This window comes from Streptomyces sp. NPDC058632, from assembly GCF_042717095.1.
In the GTDB taxonomy this organism is placed as follows: Bacteria; Actinomycetota; Actinomycetes; order Streptomycetales; family Streptomycetaceae; genus Streptomyces.
This window is the reverse complement of the sequence record NZ_JBHXQZ010000036.1, coordinates 32948-50049: the sequence shown is the minus strand read 5'-3', so window position 1 is coordinate 50049 and position 17102 is coordinate 32948. Positions and strand designations below refer to the sequence as shown.

Genomic DNA, 17102 nt, shown 5'->3' with positions numbered 1-17102 from the left:
ATCGAGGCCGATCGAGGACAGGGGGTGGCCCTCTCCCTGAAAAAAGGGGGCAGTCCGCAGGCAGCCCGTTGACTGCAATTCCTTACGGGAACCGGGACGTGGCGCCCGGTTGTCCACAGGCATCCACGGACTTCCGGAAGTTATCCACAGGGTGTGAAGAAGATCTGTGGACTTCGGAATCGACCGCTCCGAAACCTGCGACCGGAGGCGAGGATTCCCATCGCGAACCCCCCTTTTACCTCCACTTTCGGGTGGAAAGAGGCCACCCCAAAGGATTGACGAAAGGGAAAGGGCGAACGAAGGGCGATCCCCGGGCGAGTAGACGTGATCATGGACAGTAGGGCGATTTGTCGATGAAACGGCACAACGCTGTCGACTTGTCCCCAGGTCGAGAAGTGGGCCTGTGGATAACTTCTGTGGATAACGAAAATCAGAAGATAAGACTGGTAAGACCGGCCACAAGCAACCCAGGGCCGCCCGCGACCGATCTCCCACCTGGCCTCAGGCCCTCAGAACCGGCCGTCCTGGCAGCGTGCCACCCAGTCCGCCGCGGACGCGAATTCGTCGTCCGAGGTCCCGGGCTGGAGATCCCGCACCACCGTCGGCCCTGCATCCGCACGCGGGTACGAACCGAGGAAGCGCACCTGAAGGCAGACACGCTTGAGACCCATCAGCGTCTCGGCCACCCTGCGGTCCGAGATATGGCCCTCGGCGTCGATGCAGAAGCAGTAGTTGCCGATACCGGCACCGGTGGGCCGGGACTGGAGCAGCATGAGGTTGACGCCGCGCGTGGCGAACTCACCCAGTAGATCGCGCAGGCCACCGGGGTGGTCGTCACGCTGCCACAGCACGATGGACGTCTTGTCCGCACCGGTGGGCGCGGCGGGCCGTGCGGGCCGTCCGACCAGGACGAAGCGGGTCTGGGCGTTCTCCGCGTCGTGGATCCCGGCCTCCAGGGCCTCCAGCCCGTACCGGGCCGCCGCGAACTCACCGGCGAAGGCCGCGTCGTACCGGCCCTCCTGCACCAGCCGGGCCCCGTCCGCGTTGGAGGCGGCCGATTCCCAGACGACGTCCGGGAGGTGCTTCTTCAGCCAGTTGCGGACCTGCGGCTGGGCGGCGGGGTGGGCGGTGACGGTCTTGATCTCGGACAGCCTGGTGCCGGGGCGGACGAGCAGCGCGAAGGTGATCGACAGCAGCACCTCGCGGTAGATGGTCAGCGGGGTGCCCGCGACCAGTTCGTCGAGAGTGGTGGTGATGCCGCCCTCGACGGAGTTCTCGATGGGGACGAAAGCGGCCTCGGCCTCCCCGGCGCGTACCGCGTCGAGCGCGGACTGCACGGACACGTACGGGATCAGTTCCCGGGTGGCGGCCTCCGGGAGAGTACGCAGGGCGACTTCGGTGAAGGTGCCCTCGGGGCCGAGATACGCATAGCTCGCTGGCATGACCTCACCCTAATGGGCCCACGCCGGGGGCATCCCCGGACGCCCGCTCAGGAGGTGGCCCCGCGAGTGGCATGTGCGTGACACGAGGGGCCTCAGCCCTCCAGCAGCCGCTGCCCCACATACTCGCCCTCCGCCGCGCCGCCCGGCACCGCGAACAGTCCGCTCGCCTCGTGCCGGAGGAACGGCGTCAGCGCGTCGCCCCGGTCGAGTTTGCGCTGCACCGGCACGAAGCCGCGCAGCGGGTCGGCCTGCCAGCAGACGAACAGCAGACCCGCGTCGGGCGCGCCGTCCGCGTCCATGCCGTCGTGGTACGAGAGGGGTCGCCGGAGCATCGCCGCGCCGCCGTTCTGGTCGGGGCGGGTGATCCGGGCGTGGGCGTTGATGGGGACCACCGGATTGCCCGTGGAGTCCGTCTTCTCCAGGTCCATCTCGGACGTCTCGGTGCCTCCGGACAGCGGCGCCCCGTCGGACTTGCGGCGTCCGACGACGGCCTCCTGCTCCCTGACCGCGAGCTTCTCCCAGTCGTCGAGCAACATGCGGATACGGCGGACGACCACGTAGGAGCCGTGCGCCATCCAGGCGGGGTCACCGTTCGCCGGTACGAAGACCCGCTGGTCGAAGTCGGATTCGGAGGGCTTGGGGTTACGGGTGCCGTCGATCTGGCCCATCAGGTTGCGTGCGGTCATCGGGCGGGCGGTGGCGCCGGGTGAGCGGTTGAACCCGTTCATCTGCCAGCGCACCCTGGCCGCGGAACCGGCGTCCCTCTGCACGGCGCGCAGTGCGTGGAAGGCGACCAGGGCGTCATGGGCACCGATCTGCACCCACAGGTCGCCGTTGCTGCGGGTCTTGTCGAGGTGGTCGGAGGAGAAGTCGGGCAGCGGGTCCAGGGCCACCGGACGCTGCTTCTCCAGTCCGGTACGGGCGAAGAAGCTGTGGCCGAAGCCGAAGGTGAGGGTCAGCGAGGAGGGCCCGGCGTCCTGGGCCACACCGGTGTCCCCATCGGCGCTCGGCTCGCCTGCCATGAGCCGCCGGGCCGTGTCCGACCAGCGGCGCAGCAGGGCAGCCGCTTCCTTGCGCCCGGCGCCCGGCGCGAGGTCGAAGGCGATGAGATGGCCGCGGGCCGGGAGCCCGTCGGTGATGCCGGGCTGATGTTTCCCGTGAAACACTGCCCGGCCCTCGCCCACGGAGGTCAGCGGGGTGGCTTCGGCGGGTGCGGCGGCGGCGTAGCCCACCGCACCGCCCGCGGCACCGAGCACGATCCCGGTGGCTCCGGCGGTGCCGAGCAGACGGCGCCGGGAGATGCCCTCCCGGTCGGCGGGCGCGGCGGTGCCTCCCCGGGGTTCTGGCGCCGCAGTGGTGCGGGCCTCCGGAATGGACTGGTCAGCCATGGTGGTTCAGCCGATCTGTGCGTTCTTGGAGACGGTCACCTGGTCGATGTCGGAGGTCCGTACGGTCACCTCGACCGTCCAGTCTCCTGCCACGGGGATCTGTACTCCGCTCGCCGACCAGTGTCCGGTGGCGAGGTGGTCGGGGACGACGGGCAGCGGTCCGACGTCCTTCGCGTCGAGGGTGAAGGCGACTTTGAGCTCGGGGACGTCGAAGGCCTTGCCGTCGGTCCGCTCCACATAGACGTGCATGTCGTTGCCGCCCACCCGTGCGGGGTCCAGGTCGACGGTGACGACGCCCTTGCCGTCCTCGCCGCCGGTGTCGAACGGCATGTTCAGGGTCAACGCACCGGTTCCCTGGGCGGACGAGGGCGACGACGTGGCCGAGGACGACGAGGCGGCCGACGCGGCCTCCTGCTCCGTACGCCCCGGCTCGGTCTGCGTCAGCACGGTGGTGACCGCGAGCAGGACGACGGCGATACCGGCCTCGGCGAGCACGGAGCGACGCAGCCCGAAGCGGTTCGGGTCGGAATCCCGCAGCCGCTTCTGCCGGGCGGTCGCCACGGCGGCCCGCTGCCGGGCGAGTTGCACGGCCCGCGCGGAGTCCACGCCGGCCTCCGCCCCGGCACCGGACTCCTCCGAACGAACCTCGGCAGGCCCCGTGTCGTCCGCGGCCTTCTCCCGTTCCGCCTCGGTGTCGGTGTCGGTGTCGGTGTCGGTGTCGCCCTTCTCCGTACCGGTCGCCCCGGCACCGCCCTTCCCGGCTGCCGCCCCGCCCTTCGCGGCCGGCACCGCCGCCACGGTTTCCTTCGGCCCCTCCCGGAGTGCCACCGACGCGCCGGGCTCCGCCAGCCGCGCCGTCCACCGGCGGGAGGCGTACGCGATCCCGACCATGACCACCACGAGCCCGATCTTGGCGAGCAGCAACTGCCCGTACCGGGTGTCGGTGAAGGCCGACCAGGAGCCGAGCTGCCGCCAGCTCTGGTAGATCCCGGTGACGACCAGCGCGACCACACTGCTGAACGCGAGCCGCGAGAACCGCCGGACGGCGGCCGCGTCGACCGCGGTGTCGGCAGGGGCCCGGTAGAGCGCGACGAGCAGGGCGGTAAGCCCGCCGAGCCAGGCGGCGACGGCCAGCAGGTGGACGACGTCGACCGGCATCGCGATGCCCGGCTGGAGTCCCTGGGAGGCGTGCTCGGACATGGCCCAGCTCGCGGCGAGCCCGGCCGCCACGACCGTCCCGCCGATCGCGAGCCCGAAGGACAGGTCCCGCTTCTCCTCGTCGTTCCGCTGGTACTGGGCGGCGCCGAAGAGCACCGCGATGAACAGGGCCGCCGCGGCGAGCAGCAGCAGCCGTGACACGAGAGCCGCGCCGGTCTTGGTCTGCAGTACCTCGCTGAGCAGCGTCAGGTCGAAGACGTCGGCGACCTTCCCGGAGCTCGTGTAGGAGCCGCGTAGGAGCAGCAGTGCGAGGGTGGCCGCGGTGAGTGTGAGCCACCCGGAGACGACCAGCCGCTGTACCGCCCGTACGCCGGAGCCGCGCCGCCAGCAGGCGAGCACGAAGGCGGCTCCGCCGACCATGATCACGAACCCGGCGTACGACAGGTACCGCCCGATGCCGTACAGCGAGCCGACCAGTCCGTCGTCGGAGGCCTGGGCGGTGGCCTCGACGGAGGTCTCCGAGGGGGCCCCGACGGAGAAGGTGAAGGCGCCGGCGACGGGATGGCTGTCCGCGGAGACCACCTGGTAGGTGACGGTGTAGGTGCCGTCGGGCAGCCCACCGAGCAGCCGCACGGTGTATGTGGTGCCGCTCGCGTCGGCCGGGTCGCCCTTGTCGACCCGCTCGCCCTTGGGGTCGAGGACGCGCAGGGCGTCGTCGCTCACCGCGACCGGTTCGGAGAAGGTGAGCGAGACCTGGGCGGGGGCCTTGTCGACCACCGCCCCCTGCCGGGGATCGCTGCCGGTCAGCGCGGCGTGCGCGGAGGCGGGAGCGGCCCCGGCCAGGAGCGCGCCGGTGACGGCCAGGAACAGCAGCACCAGGATCCGGACGCGGGGGGCGATGGTCTGGGTCACAGGGGTTTCTCCCTCAGTGTCCGTGCTTCGGGGTGTAGGTGGCGGGCTTCACCGGAATCTCGACCGTGACGGGGTCGGAGTGGGCGAAGCGCAGCTCGACGGAGACCTTCTGACCCTGTTTCGGCTGCCGTTTCAGCTGCTCGAACATCAGATGATTGCCGCCGCTCTCGAGGACGAGGCTGCCGTGGGCCGGGATGTCGAGCGCGTCGACCTCCTGCATGGCCCCGTCGACGGTCTCGTGCACGGTGACGTGGCCGGCGGCGTCACTGCTGACCGAGGTCAGCTGGTCGGCCGCGCCGCCCTTGTTGCTGATGACGAGAAAGCCGGCCGCCATGTCCGACACCGGCTGCGGCATGTATGCGGAGCCGACGGACAGGTCCGCCTCGCCGCCCGAGCCCGAGTCGTCCGGGTCCGAGCCGCCACAGCCGGCCAGGGTCAGCATCCCGGCGAGGACCACCACCGCGAGGCCGTGCGGCCTCCCGAGGAGCTGTCTCGCAGGCGGCTGCCTTTCCGCGAGCCGTTTCCCCGCAAGCCGGTTCACGGGTTCTCACCCTTGATGATCTTGGGGAGGTCCGCGGTGTAGTCCTCGACGGTGGCGTCCTCGCCGTAGAGGAGGTAGCCGCCGTCGGTCTTCGGGGAGAAGGCGATGACCTGGGTGCCGTGGTCTGAGACGACCTGGCCCTTGTCGTCCTTGCGCGGCGCGTCGATCGAGATGCCGAGGGTGCGGGCGCCGGCCTGGATCGTGTCGAAGTCGCCGGTCAGACCGACGACCTGGGAGTCGATGCCCTTGAGCCACTTGCCGAGCGCGGCGGAGGTGTCCCGCTCGGGGTCGGTGGTGACGAACACGATCCGCAGTTCGTCCTGCTGGTCCTGGGGCAGCTGCTTCTTGGCCACCGCGAGGTTGTTCATGGTCAGCGGGCAGACGTCGGGGCAGTGCGTGTAGCCGAAGTAGACCAGCGTGGGCTTGCCGGCGGTCTCCGCGCGGAAGTCGTACTCCTTGCCCTGCGTGTCGGTGAGGACGAGGTCCGGCTTCTCGAACGGATTGTCGAGGGCTGTGGCGGCCTTCTCCGCACCGGCCTCCTCGGAGACCATGGCGATGGGGTTGTCGCTGTCGCCGCTGCCGCAGGCGGAGAGGGTCAGGGTGGCGGCGGCGAGCAGGGCCGCCGCCGCGAGGGTCTTCTTGCGCATGATGAGGTCCAGAAGGTAGGTGCTCCGGCGCGCACCGGGGCTCCACGGGGCCGTGGACGGCCCTGGCGCGCGCCGTTGAACAGGGGAGGGCTCAGGCGTCGGCGCGTCGGCGTCCGGCGAGTACGCCGTAGGCGACGCCCGCGGCGCCGACCACGATGCCGACGATGCCCAGGATTCGGGCGGTGGTGTCCGCGCCGTCCGCGTCGTCGGAGCCGGCCGCCGTGGTGCTCTCCGCGGAGGTGTTCTCGGCCTTCTCGTCGGCCTCGCCGTCCGACGCACCGTGCGCGTGACCGTCGGCGGAGGCCTCGGCCAGGGTGAGCACGGGGGCCGGGAAGTCGGGCTCCTCCTGGCCCTCCTGCGGCACCTCGATCCAGCGGACGACCTCCTTGTTGGAGTATGTCTGCAGCGCCTTGAAGACCAGTTCGTCGGCGTCCTCGGGCAAGGTGCCGACGGACACCGGGAACTTCTGGAAGAAGCCCGGCTCGATGCCGCCGTTGTCATCGCCCGCGGTCCAGGTGACCTTGGTGACGGCCTCGTCGATCTTCTTGCCGTGCATCTCCAGCGGCTTGTCCAGCTTGGACTTGGTGACCTTGATGTCCCAGCCGTCGACCGGCTGCGGCATCACGGAGGCCAGCGGGTGGTCGGTGGGGAACGTCACCTCGAGCTTGGTCGTCGACGCGTTGTCGCGCTCGTTGGGGACCTTGAAGTCCACGACCGCGTAACCGCCCTTGGCCGCCTCGCCCTCGGGCTGCACGCTGACGTGCGCGAAGGCGGGGGCGGACAAGGTGAGGACGGCGACACCGGCGACAGCGCCGACGGCGGCGATACGGGAAGTCTTCATGGCAGAAGCACTCCGCTTCAGTTGGGTTTCGCTGACGGTGAGGGATCCGCGTACGGGCGTACGTCCCCGCCGGTCGTCGGCGGCCGGGGCCGCAGACGGCTCGCTCGTGCGGAAGAAGTACGGGCGAAGCAAGCGGGAAGCAAGCGGGAAGTGCGCGGGAAGTGCGCGGGAAGTGCGCGGGAAGGCGGACGCACACGCGCGTGCCGTGCCGCACGCCGGCGCCCCTCTCCCGTCCGGAGGTCCGGCGGTGGCGGAGTGGTGGCCCGGCCGCGTCAGGCGGCGAGGGCGAGTGCGGTACCGGCCGGGGGCGGACCCCGGCGGATCACCGTGTGCTGGAGTGCGGTGATCCGGGGCGTGGGCGGTACGGGCGGTGCGGTGTGCAGCCGGCGCGGGGCCACCCGCGGAGCCCCCGGGAGACCCGCGCGCAGGGCAAGCACCAGAGCGAGCGCCGCGCGGAGGGACCGTACGAGGGCGCCCTCGGCGACTCCGTGCGCCGACAGTTCGGTGAGCCGCAGCAACGCCAGGTCGCCGCGGCGCAGCAGCCAGCCGGTGGCGAGCGCCGCGAGGACGTGCACGAGCAGCATCGGCAGGGACGGCAGCAGCGGCACCACCGAGCCCGCGGTCGAGGGGTCAGCGGCCAGGGACAGGGCGCCCTCTTGGGCGTGCCCCGCGTGGGTCCCGCCGACCGTGCTCTCCGTGCCGGTCGTGCCGGGGTGGATCCGGGCGTCGGTGAGGATGCGCTGAGCCTGCGCGGGGCTGATGGCCGCCGTGCCGGCACCGCACATCAGCCGGGCCGCCTGCTCGATCAGCGAGGCGTCGGACACGGACCCGGTCACGGAGGGCGACGCGGCCGACGACACGTTCGCGGTGGCCGTGGCGCCGTGCTGGCCGATGCCGAACACGGTGTGCAGCACCGCCTGGCCGACCGCCAGCAGGGTGGCGACGCCGGGCAGGGACCGCGCACGTCCGGCGAGCGGCAGCGCGGCCACGAACGTCCCGAGGAACCCGACGCCCAGCGTCCACAGCGGAACGGCGGCGTGGGAGGCGAGTGTGTGACCTGCCCCGGCCAGCACGACACAGACCGCGGCGAACACCGCGGCCCGCGGCATCCGGAGCCCGCGTCCGGAGCGCATCGTGTGCGGGTGGGGGGCAGTCATGGCGGGCTCATCATCGCACTGGGCCTCCGGCTGCCGTACGGCAGGTCCGCAAGGAGAGCTACGGCCGGAAGGTCGCCTCTGTGGCGGGACGTCCCACATACACCGGTCGGCCCCATGATGCACCCGCCGTATGGGGGTTATCACGTCAGCGGGACGCTTACAAGCGTGTACGCAGGGCAATAGGTAACGGTATGTCGAGCCGCGGCCGGGAGGCTGGAGCATGAGCATCTGGTGGTCACTCCATCTGCGCCGTGATGCTGCGAGCGTGCCGCTCGCGCGTCGCCTTCTTCTCGGCGCGATGGAGACCGCGGGCGTCGACCCCGACATCTCCTACGATCTCTCCGTCGCCCTCACGGAGGCCTGTGCGAACGCCGTCGAGCACGGTGGGGGCACCGTCCGGGGCGGATTCGCGGAGGCGTACCGGGTGACCGCCTACCTCGAGGGCGAGAAGTGCCGTATCGAGGTCGCCGACGCGGGTCCCGGCTTTCCCGCCGTGGCCGGTGGCCGCGCCCACCCGCCGGTCCGCCCCGCGCCCTCCGACGCGGAGCACGGCCGTGGCCTCGGTCTCATCCAGGAACTCGCCGACCACGTCCACATCGGCAACAAGCCCGACCGGGGCGGCGCCGTGGTGAGTTTCGACAAGATCCTCAAATGGCGGAAGGGCGCGCCGCTGATGGCGGTGTGACCCCACCACCCGATCGCACCGAACCCGATCGCACCAACCCCGTCGCACTGCGGCCGGGCGCCCCTCCCGGGCGCCCGGCCGCAGTGCGACGTGCGAACATCGGCTCGTCGAGCGGCCGCTCGAGCGGTTCATCAGCCCCTTGGGAGTCCTTGAGAGCCCTTCGAGAGCCCTCGAGCCGTGATCAGCCCTTGAGGGCCGCCATCCACGCCTCGACCTCGTCCGACCGCCTGGGCAGCGCGGCGGAGAGGTTCCGGTTGCCGCCCTCGGTCACCAGGATGTCGTCCTCGATGCGGACGCCGATGCCCCGGTACTCCTCGGGGACGGTCAGGTCGTCGGCCTGGAAGTACAGGCCCGGTTCGACCGTGAGCACCATGCCCGGCTCCAGGGTGCCGTCGACGTACGTCTCGGTGCGCGCGGCGGCGCAGTCGTGGACGTCCAGGCCGAGCATGTGGCCGGTGCCGTGCAGCGTCCAGCGGCGCTGCAGACCCAGCTCCAGCACCCGCTCCACCGGGCCCTCGACCAGACCCCACTCGACGAGCCGCTCGGCCAGGACCCGCTGGGCGGCGTCGTGGAAGTCGCGGTACTTGGCGCCGGGCTTCACGGCCGCGATACCGGCCTCCTGGGCGTCGTACACGGCGTCGTAGATCTTCTTCTGCAGCGTGCTGTACGTGCCGTCGACCGGCAGCGTGCGCGTGATGTCCGCCGTGTAGTACGTGTGCGTCTCCACGCCGGCGTCGAGCAGCAGCAGGTCGCCGGAGCGGACCGGGCCGTCGTTGCGCACCCAGTGCAGGGTGGTGGCGTGCGGGCCGGCGGCACAGATGGAGCCGTAGCCGACGTCGTTGCCCTCGACCCGTGCGCGCAGGAAGAACGTGCCCTCGATGTAGCGCTCGCTGGTGGCCTCGGCCTTGTCGAGGACCTTCACGACGTCCTCGAAGCCGCGCGCCGTGGAGTCGACGGCCTTCTGCAGCTCGCCGATCTCGAAGGCGTCCTTGACCAGCCGAGCCTCGGAGAGGAAGACCCGCAGCTCCTCGTCGCGCTCGGCGGTGACCTTGTCGGTCAGCGCCGTCTCGATGCCGGCGTCGTGGCCCCGCACGACGCGCACCGGGCCGGTGGCCTCGCGCAGGGCGCCGGCCAGCTCGCGCACGTCGGCGGCGGGGATGCCGTACCGCTTCTCGGCCTCGGTGAGGGAGAGGCGGCGGCCGACCCACAGCTCGCCCTGGCCGTCCAGCCAGAACTCGCCGTTCTCGCGGTTCGAGCGCGGGAGGAGGTAGATCGTCTCCTGGTGGCCGTCGGCCGTCGGCTCCAGGACGAGGACGCCGTCCTCGGTCTGGTTGCCGGTGAGGTACGTGTACTCGACCGATGCGCGGAAGGCGTACTCGGTGTCGTTGGACCGCGTCTTCAGGTTGCCCGCGGGGACGACCAGGCGCTCGCCCGGGAAACGCGCGGACAGCGCGGCGCGGCGGGCGGCGGTCTCCGTGGCCTGGGGGATCGGCTCGAGGTCGCGCAGCTCGGTGTCGGCCCAGCCGCTCTTCATGTTCTCGGCCAACTCGTCGGACACGCCGGGGTAGAGGCCGTTCTTGCGCTGCTTGACGGGCTCTTCCTCGGCAGTCTCGGGACCCGCCGTGGCTTCGGGACCTTCGGGGCCTGTCGTCCCGGCGGTCTTGTCGAACGCGGTCGGGAACTCTTCTGCCACAGCGGTCATCCTCCTCGATAAGGCTCTGGACCTCCCCCAGGGTGTCGGTTGCGTCCGAGCCGGGGGACCTTCCCCATCGTACGGTTACCGGCGAAACGGTCACCGGGGGAAGGGCCTGTTACCAAGGGCGCGCGGAGGGCGACGGAAACGGGCAAAGGAGCGGGTACGGGAGCGGACAAGGGAAGGGGCGCAAGCGCAGATACGGGCATCGAGCCGGCCGTGGACCAGTACCGCGAACCGGCACCTTCCTGCCTCTCCGGTTCCCGCCTGCCCGGCATCGTCTCCTTCCCGCCCCGCCCCGGCCCGGCCCCGCACGGGGCGGCTATTCGAACCGCGCGGCCAGCAGGACGACGTCCTCCGTGGAGTCCGTCGTCTGCACGCCCTCGGGCAGCACGGTGCGCAGAACGTGGTCGGCGATCGCGCCCGGGTCGCGGCGCAGCGCCTGGGGCACTCCGGCCGCAGCCGCGTGCAGCCGCGCGAAGGCGCGGTCGGTGGGGTCACCGGTGCGGTGCAGCAGCCCGTCGGTGTAGAGCAGAACCGTCTCTCCCGGTTCCACGTGAACCTCCACGCTCGGCGCCTCCCAGCAGGCGAGCATGCCCAGGGGGGCCGAGACCGACGTCTCCACGAACTCCGTACGGCGCTCGCCGAGCAACAGCGGCGGGCTGTGCCCGGCACCGGCCAGCGTGACCCTGCGCAGCGCGGGTTCGCAGTAGCCGAACAGCGCGGTGGCCGACCGGGCGGGTTCGGTGAGCCTCAGCAGCAGTTCCAGGTCGGACAGGACGGCGACCGGGTCCTCGCCCTCCATCACGGCGTAGGCGCGCAGGGATGCCCGCAGCCGCCCCATCGCGGCGACCGCGCTCGGTCCGGCCCCGGTGACCGACCCCACGGCGAGGCCGAGGGCGGCGTCCGGCAGTGGCAGCGCGTCGTACCAGTCCCCGCCGCCGTGCGGGGAGGTGCGGTGCCGGGCGGCGAGCTGGACGCCGGGGATCCGGGGCAGGCGCGAGGGGAGGAGCTCCTCGGACATGGTGGCCATGGACGCACGCGTGCGCTCGAGTTCCAGGAGGCGGGCGAGATGCTCGGCGGCGTAGCGGGCGTAGAGGCCGACGAGGTGCCGCTGGCGTTCCGACGGCTCGGCGGGTTCGTCGTAGAGCCACACCGCGGCGCCCAGGCGACGCGCTGCCTCCGCTGTCCGCGCGGCGTCCGTGCCGGCCCCGGGGGCGAGGGGCAGCGTGTAGCTCGCGGCGTAGCCGAGGCGGGCGGCGACCTCGCGGTGGCGGGGGTCGAGCCCTTTCTCGGCGAGCAGGTCGGGCACGGCGACGCCGTCGTCGGTACCGGGCAGTCCCTCGAGGATCCTGCCGTACGGCACCGCGCTGCGCGGGATCGTCTCGATGTGGCCGAGATCCGCACGGGCCAGGCCGAGACCGATCATGGTGTCCGGTCCGTGACCGTCGGCGGGTTCCAGGACGACGAGACCGCGCCGGGCGCCCACCAGGGCGGCGCCGGCGCGCAGCAGCTCCTGGAGCGCCTCGTCGAGGGAGCTCGTGCGGGCCAGGTGCTCGGTCAGCTCATGGAGGGTCGTGAGGTCGGAGACCCATCCCGCGAGTCGGTCCTGCAGGAGCACACCCGGTGCGTTCTGGGGGTTTGCCGGGGCGGCCGGAGAGGTACTCGTGGCTACGGACGCGACAGTGTGTGCGGGGGCCGGAACCGTCGAATCGATTCCAGCCACTTTCGGAGGGTGCGGGGCGTTCATGGCGTCCGGCTTTCATGCCGGTACAAACTGCTCAAAAGCATCGCAAACCCCCATGTCATTCTGCGTCGCCGGCAGTGTCTCCACATGTACACGTTCTCGTGAGGAGATGTCCAGCATTGTCCTGCTGGGATTAGTGGTGTCCGCGAGGTCGGAGGGAGTCCGGAAGACTTCGCTCCCGCCCTCTTGCCGAAAAGGGAACTTGGCTTGAAACTGCCTCAGGGGGAGGCTGATTGCGGTCGACTGGGCTCGCTCGACGGAGCGTCACAGCGGTCGTGATGGGTACGCACTCGGAGAAGGCCAGGGGTGGTTGGGAATCACCCGGGAACCTGGTGACGGACCCGGGCGTCTTAACCACCGACGACCGTGCCCCATCCTCCCGTGGCGGAGGCGGAGAGAAACACGCGCGACGGTAAACGCCAGACTTCGCCACCCCTACGCCACCCCCGTGCTTCCGATCGACGCAGTATGGGTGGTACGGCCGCGGAGGCAGTCCTTGTTCGGCCCGTGGGGCTCCCCCTGCCCGGTGCAGGGGTGTGATGCGCCAACAGGTACGCACAGTAGGTACGCACAGTGCGGTGATCGACACATGTTGTGATGTGGACCACGGTGTTGCCAGGCGTGCAACGGAAAGGAACGAGCGCTCATGCGCGAGATCCTCGGAAGGCGACGCAGGCTCCTGTCCCAGCGAGGCGACAGCGGGCCCCAGCTGATCGAAGCGGCCCTGACCTTCGCCTCGGACTGGCAGTGGCCGGTACTCCCGGGTGTGGCGACGGACCCGCAGGGCGGGTCCCGCTGCGGCTGCCCGGACCCCGAATGCACAGTGCCGGGCGCCCATCCCTTCGACCCCGGGCTCCTCGCCGCCACCACCGACGCGCGCATGGTGCGCTGGTGGTGGGGCAACCGGCCCACGGCGCCCGTCGTCCTGGCCACCGGGGGCAGGGCACCTTGCGCGGTCTCCCTGCCCGCCGTGCCGGCCGCCCGCGCCCTGGGCGTCCTCGACCGGCTCGGCATGCGGCTCGGCCCGGTCGTCGCCTCGGCGGACCGTTGGGCGATCCTGGTCAAGCCGTACTCCCTGGAGCAGCTGGGCGAGCTGCTGTACGCCAAGGACTTCGTCCCGGGCTCGCTCCGCTTCCACGGCGAAGGCGGCTATCTCGCCCTGCCCCCGTCCGCCACCGGCCTGGGCGATGTCCGCTGGGAGCGCGCGCCGCTGCCCGGCTCGGCCTCGCCCTGGGTACCGGATGTCGAGGCCGTTGTGGACGCCGTGGTCGAGGCCCTCACCGGTACGGGTGTGAGCGCGCCCGAGCTGTAGTGGCTGCCGACGCGCGCGGCGTCCGGTACTCCCTGTCGCCGCGCGCGGCATCCGGCGGCCTGGCCGGCCCCATGGTTTCCACTGTCTCCGCCGGAGCCCCAGTGGGGGATGGCCTCTCGCGGCACCGCACGCGCTGGTCGCGCAGCCGCCGAGTTCGCCGACCGGGCCGGACGGGGGCCGTCGGCCCCTGTCGCGCTGCCGACCTGAGTTCCGGGAGAAACCGTCCCATGGGAACCGGTGGTTGACGCGCGACCGCGTTCTGTGGAGAAGCGCGGTCAAGCAAAGACCCGGTTGCTGGCGACGGGGGATGCACCAGCAACCGGGCTACTGGAACGGTAACAAGAGATCGGCTGTTAGCAAATTCGATCTCAGCTTTTCCGGTCACCGACTGGCTTGTCTCCACCGGGAGTTGTGGGCGAAGCCGGTCATGCGGACCGGGCGGTCGTACGGGCGGGCCAGGCAGCGCGACCGGGAAGTGTGCTTGTGCCTCAGCTGAGGGTGACCTGGCGGTTGGTCAGGCCGCCGCGTGCGCGGCGCTCGTCGCCGGTGAGCGGGGCGTCGGTGGCCAGGGCCGCGGCGAGGCGCTCGGCGAACTCGGCCGCAGGCTTCTCCATGTCCTCGGCGCCGACCCCGCTGGGCAGGTCCCAGACCGGGACGGTGAGTCCGTGAGCGCGGAAGGAGCCCACGAGACGGGTCCCCTCGCCGAGGGAGGAGCGGCCTGCGGCGTGCAGCCGCGCCAAGGCGTCCAGAAGCTGCTCCTCGGGATGCGGCATGACCCACCGCAGATGGTTCTTCTCGGGCGTCTCGCACCAGTACGCGGAGTCCACGCCCGAGAGCTTGACGGTCGGGATGGCCGCCGCGTTGGCCCGCTCCAGGGAGGCGGTCACGTCCGGGGCGGCGTTCTCCGGGTCGGGGACCCAGAACTCGAAGCCGCTGTGCACCACCGGCTCGAACGCGCCCTCGGGGTCGAGGAGATCCTGCAGCCGGGGCCCCTCGGCCGGAGCACGGCGGGCCTGCACCGGGGTGCCCGGAGTGGCGGTGAGCGCCCGCTGGAGGGTGTCGGCGAGATCGCGACTGATGTCACCGGACGAGGTGTCGTTCTGCAGGCCGAGGAGGACCGAACCGTCGTCACGGCGCAGTGCGGGCCAGGCCATCGGCAGCACGGTGGCCAGGGTGACCGACGGGACGCCGTCGGGCAGGCCGCCCTTGAGGGGCAGTTCGACGGTGGCCGCCGGCACCAGTTCGCGCAGCGCCACCCAGTCGCACTCGCCCGGAAGTCCCTCGAACGGGCGCTGCACCAGTTCGGTCACGGCGTGTGCGGCGGCACGGCCGTGGCAGGCCTTGTAGCGGCGACCGCTGCCGCAGGGGCAGGGCTCGCGGGCGCCGACGACCGGAAAGTTCCCGTCAGCGCCTGCGGCGCGGGCTCCGTCCGTGAGCTGCGGGCGCTTGGCCTTGGTCTGAGGGCGCTTCTTGGCCATCGTGGGTGTCTCCCGGTTACGGCTCGTCTCGTACGGGCGGGAGCCTAGTCGTTCACGACGCGGCCGAAGGGACCCTGTGGACAACGCGCCGCCTGTGGACGACACGCGAGCAGTACGGGACCGGGGCCTGCGAAGCGGCCGCGAGGACACCGCGAGACGGCTGGCAGCGGTGGCCTCGCGGCCGACGGCGGACGACCACGCGAGGGTGTTCCCGGGGCCCCGGGCGCGTGCGCCGGTCAGTCGAGGCGGTCGAAGGCGTCCGCGAACTCCAGGCCGGACATCTCGGGCATCCCGGTCACCGTGGGGGCCGTCACGCGCGTGGCGAAGTCGTCGCGCCGGTGTCCGGCGTCCGGGTCGTACACGTCGTCGTGGACGACGACCCATACCGTGACCTCGCCCGGCACCTCGTCGCGTACGCCCCAGTCGTCGGCCAGGGCCGTGATGATGTTCAGCCCCCGGCCGCCGTGCGCGGTGACCGACGGGGTCGCCGGGGCGGGCCGGGTCGGGCCTCCGCCATCGGTGACCTCCACGATGAGCCGGCCGCGGGGATCCACCTGCCAGGCCGCGCGGACGTCGCCGTCCCCGGCCAGGGCGTCACCCAGGGGTCTGCCGTGCTTGCACGCGTTGCTCAGCAGTTCGGAAAGGATCAGTACGGCATCGTCGATGACCGTGTCCGCCACGCCGCCGTCGCGCAACTGCAGGCGCATGCAGCGCCTCGCCTTCCCCACGCCCGCAGGGCCATGGGGTACGGCCATGCTCGACGACGTGGGCACCTCCTGTGCCACCACCAACGCCACCCCCGAGACCTCCTTCGCCCCACGCCACGGTGTGAATGCCCCATGGGCCCGAACCGGAAACCGGCCCATCCATGTGCGGTGACGCACTCGAAACAACTGGGCACGTACCGAATGCGCCGGAGCACTCCCCGTAACCAAGTGGCTGGATTTCGTCGATGTGGCCGAGATGTGAGGATGGAGTGAGGAGGGCCCTGCGGTCAAGAGCCCTGCACGGACAGCACGGCTGCCTGGCTGGTCCACCCCGTGCCGCTCAGCGGCCGAGCTGGTCGAGCACCGCGCGGGGGCGGTTGGTGATGATGGCGTCGACCCCGAGACCGACACAGGCGTCCACGTCCTGGGGATCGTTCACGGTCCACACGTGTACCTGGTGGCCGGACTGCTTCAGGCGCTCGATGTACGCGGGGTGGCTGCGGACGATCCGGATCGAGGGGCCCGCGATCGGCACCCCTTCCGGCAGCCGCCCCTCGCGCAGGCGGGGCGAGACGAACTGCATGAGGTGGACCGTCGGCAGGGTGGGCGAGGCGGCGCGCACACGGTGCAGCGACCGTGCGGAGAAGCTCATCACGCGTACCGGTGACTCTTCAGGGGAGCCGGGGGTGTCCAGGCCGAACCTCTTCAGCAGGAGCAGCAGCCGCTCCTCCACCTGTCCCGCCCACCGCGTGGGGTGCTTGGTCTCGACGGCCAGCTCCACCCGGCGGCCGGCGTCGGAGACAAGCTCCAGCAGTCGCTCCAGGGTGAGGACGGAGGTCGCTTCCCGGTCCTCCGGTCCGTACTCCCAGTCGGGCTCCTCGACCCGTCCCCCGAGCGGCGCGCGCGTCTTCCAGGAGCCGAAGTCCAGGGTGGACAGATCGGAGAGTTCCAGTGCCGACACCGCACCGCGGCCGTTGGACGTACGGTTGACGCGACGGTCGTGAACGCAGACGAGATGACCGTCCGCGGTCAGGCGTACATCGCATTCGAGCGCGTCCGCACCGTCCTCGATCGCCTTGCGATACGCGGCCAGGGTGTGCTCGGGCGCGTCCTCGGAGGCTCCGCGGTGGGCGACGACTTGGGTCGGACGCTGACGTGCATGGGTCACCGCGTCATGGTGCCATCGCGTAGGGGGTACCTGTGCGGTCGCGTGGGTGCCGAAGGTCCGGGCGACGTGGAGGTCCGACCGAAGACATGGGGATGGTGCACCCTTAGTGAGTAATGCCCTATATAAGGGAGGGTCTCGCACCCACAGGAACGGCTTATGGTGCCCTGACGGCCCATGGGAAAAGCTGACGTCATACAAAGAGACATGCACAGCTGAAGCGCGCCGG

General features: G+C 71.3%; 14 protein-coding genes. 2 read left to right on the top strand and 12 right to left on the bottom strand.

Going from position 1 to position 17102, the window contains the following annotated elements; translation table 11 throughout:
- Nucleotides 1-509: 509 nt before the first annotated feature.
- The 7 genes from pheA to ACFWVE_RS16125 form a co-directional block, all read right to left on the bottom strand.
- Nucleotides 510-1442 carry a prephenate dehydratase gene (gene pheA / locus ACFWVE_RS16155; RefSeq protein WP_384013835.1) on the bottom strand — a complete coding sequence of 311 codons (933 nt, stop codon included), beginning with the start codon at nucleotides 1440-1442 and terminating at the stop codon, nucleotides 510-512.
- 92 nt (nucleotides 1443-1534) lie between these two features.
- A complete protein-coding gene (efeB, locus tag ACFWVE_RS16150; protein ID WP_384013832.1) occupies nucleotides 1535-2830 on the bottom strand; it encodes an iron uptake transporter deferrochelatase/peroxidase subunit in 1296 nt (431 codons plus the stop codon).
- Between the two features lie 6 nt (nucleotides 2831-2836).
- Nucleotides 2837-4900, bottom strand: coding sequence for a copper resistance CopC/CopD family protein (locus tag ACFWVE_RS16145; protein ID WP_384013829.1), 2064 nt, complete (start codon nucleotides 4898-4900; stop codon nucleotides 2837-2839).
- Nucleotides 4901-4913: 13 nt separating this feature from the next.
- Entirely contained in the window at nucleotides 4914-5342 is a 429-nt protein-coding gene (locus ACFWVE_RS16140; RefSeq protein WP_384013889.1) for a copper chaperone PCu(A)C, read from the bottom strand.
- Between the two features lie 95 nt (nucleotides 5343-5437).
- Nucleotides 5438-6088 carry an SCO family protein gene (locus tag ACFWVE_RS16135; RefSeq protein WP_384013826.1) on the bottom strand — a complete coding sequence of 217 codons (651 nt, stop codon included), beginning with the start codon at nucleotides 6086-6088 and terminating at the stop codon, nucleotides 5438-5440.
- Between the two features lie 91 nt (nucleotides 6089-6179).
- The gene (locus ACFWVE_RS16130; RefSeq protein ID WP_384013823.1) at nucleotides 6180-6929 is read right to left on the bottom strand and encodes a YcnI family protein; all 750 of its coding nucleotides are present in this window, start codon (nucleotides 6927-6929) and stop codon (nucleotides 6180-6182) included.
- Nucleotides 6930-7201: 272 nt separating this feature from the next.
- Nucleotides 7202-8086, bottom strand: a complete 885-nt coding sequence (locus ACFWVE_RS16125) for a hypothetical protein (RefSeq protein ID WP_384013821.1) — start codon at nucleotides 8084-8086, stop codon at nucleotides 7202-7204.
- Between the two features lie 220 nt (nucleotides 8087-8306).
- Here ACFWVE_RS16125 and ACFWVE_RS16120 point away from each other — a divergent pair, with 220 nt between their 5' ends.
- Nucleotides 8307-8771, top strand: a complete 465-nt coding sequence (locus ACFWVE_RS16120; protein ID WP_384013818.1) for an ATP-binding protein — start codon at nucleotides 8307-8309, stop codon at nucleotides 8769-8771.
- 181 nt (nucleotides 8772-8952) lie between these two features.
- Here ACFWVE_RS16120 and ACFWVE_RS16115 read toward each other — a convergent pair whose 3' ends face one another.
- Nucleotides 8953-10473 (bottom strand): aminopeptidase P family protein, encoded by a 1521-nt coding sequence (locus tag ACFWVE_RS16115; RefSeq protein ID WP_384013816.1) that lies wholly within the window; start codon nucleotides 10471-10473, stop codon nucleotides 8953-8955.
- A gap of 313 nt (nucleotides 10474-10786) precedes the next feature.
- Nucleotides 10787-12214 (bottom strand): PP2C family protein-serine/threonine phosphatase, encoded by a 1428-nt coding sequence (locus tag ACFWVE_RS16110; protein WP_384013813.1) that lies wholly within the window; start codon nucleotides 12212-12214, stop codon nucleotides 10787-10789.
- Nucleotides 12215-12857: 643 nt separating this feature from the next.
- Here ACFWVE_RS16110 and ACFWVE_RS16105 point away from each other — a divergent pair.
- Nucleotides 12858-13523, top strand: coding sequence for a bifunctional DNA primase/polymerase (locus tag ACFWVE_RS16105; RefSeq protein WP_384013810.1), 666 nt, complete (start codon nucleotides 12858-12860; stop codon nucleotides 13521-13523).
- A 488-nt stretch (nucleotides 13524-14011) separates the two neighbouring features.
- On the opposite strand, the gene ACFWVE_RS16100 is transcribed toward ACFWVE_RS16105, so the two are convergent.
- From ACFWVE_RS16100 to ACFWVE_RS16090, 3 genes are all read right to left on the bottom strand, one after another.
- Complete coding sequence (locus ACFWVE_RS16100) at nucleotides 14012-15001, bottom strand: DUF5926 family protein (protein ID WP_384013807.1); 990 nt, start codon at nucleotides 14999-15001, stop codon at nucleotides 14012-14014.
- A 236-nt stretch (nucleotides 15002-15237) separates the two neighbouring features.
- Complete coding sequence (locus ACFWVE_RS16095; RefSeq protein ID WP_384013805.1) at nucleotides 15238-15885, bottom strand: ATP-binding protein; 648 nt, start codon at nucleotides 15883-15885, stop codon at nucleotides 15238-15240.
- A gap of 163 nt (nucleotides 15886-16048) precedes the next feature.
- Nucleotides 16049-16876, bottom strand: coding sequence for a glycerophosphodiester phosphodiesterase (locus ACFWVE_RS16090; RefSeq protein WP_384013802.1), 828 nt, complete (start codon nucleotides 16874-16876; stop codon nucleotides 16049-16051).
- Between the last annotated feature and the right edge of the window lie 226 nt (nucleotides 16877-17102).

Excerpts from the sequence above, each read along its gene's own strand:
- ACFWVE_RS16120 (WP_384013818.1), top strand. The coding sequence starts at position 8,307 with ATGAGCATCTGGTGGTCACTCCATCTGCGCCGTGATGCTGCGAGCGTG.
- pheA (WP_384013835.1), bottom strand. The coding sequence starts at position 1,442 with ATGCCAGCGAGCTATGCGTATCTCGGCCCCGAGGGCACCTTCACCGAA.
- efeB (WP_384013832.1), bottom strand. The coding sequence starts at position 2,830 with ATGGCTGACCAGTCCATTCCGGAGGCCCGCACCACTGCGGCGCCAGAA.
- ACFWVE_RS16125 (WP_384013821.1), bottom strand. The coding sequence starts at position 8,086 with ATGACTGCCCCCCACCCGCACACGATGCGCTCCGGACGCGGGCTCCGG.
- ACFWVE_RS16130 (WP_384013823.1), bottom strand. The coding sequence starts at position 6,929 with ATGAAGACTTCCCGTATCGCCGCCGTCGGCGCTGTCGCCGGTGTCGCC.
- ACFWVE_RS16100 (WP_384013807.1), bottom strand. The coding sequence starts at position 15,001 with ATGGCCAAGAAGCGCCCTCAGACCAAGGCCAAGCGCCCGCAGCTCACG.
- ACFWVE_RS16110 (WP_384013813.1), bottom strand. The coding sequence starts at position 12,214 with ATGAACGCCCCGCACCCTCCGAAAGTGGCTGGAATCGATTCGACGGTT.
- ACFWVE_RS16140 (WP_384013889.1), bottom strand. The coding sequence starts at position 5,342 with ATGCTGACCCTGGCCGGCTGTGGCGGCTCGGACCCGGACGACTCGGGC.
- ACFWVE_RS16115 (WP_384013816.1), bottom strand. The coding sequence starts at position 10,473 with ATGACCGCTGTGGCAGAAGAGTTCCCGACCGCGTTCGACAAGACCGCC.
- ACFWVE_RS16105 (WP_384013810.1), top strand. The coding sequence starts at position 12,858 with ATGCGCGAGATCCTCGGAAGGCGACGCAGGCTCCTGTCCCAGCGAGGC.
- ACFWVE_RS16135 (WP_384013826.1), bottom strand. The coding sequence starts at position 6,088 with ATGCGCAAGAAGACCCTCGCGGCGGCGGCCCTGCTCGCCGCCGCCACC.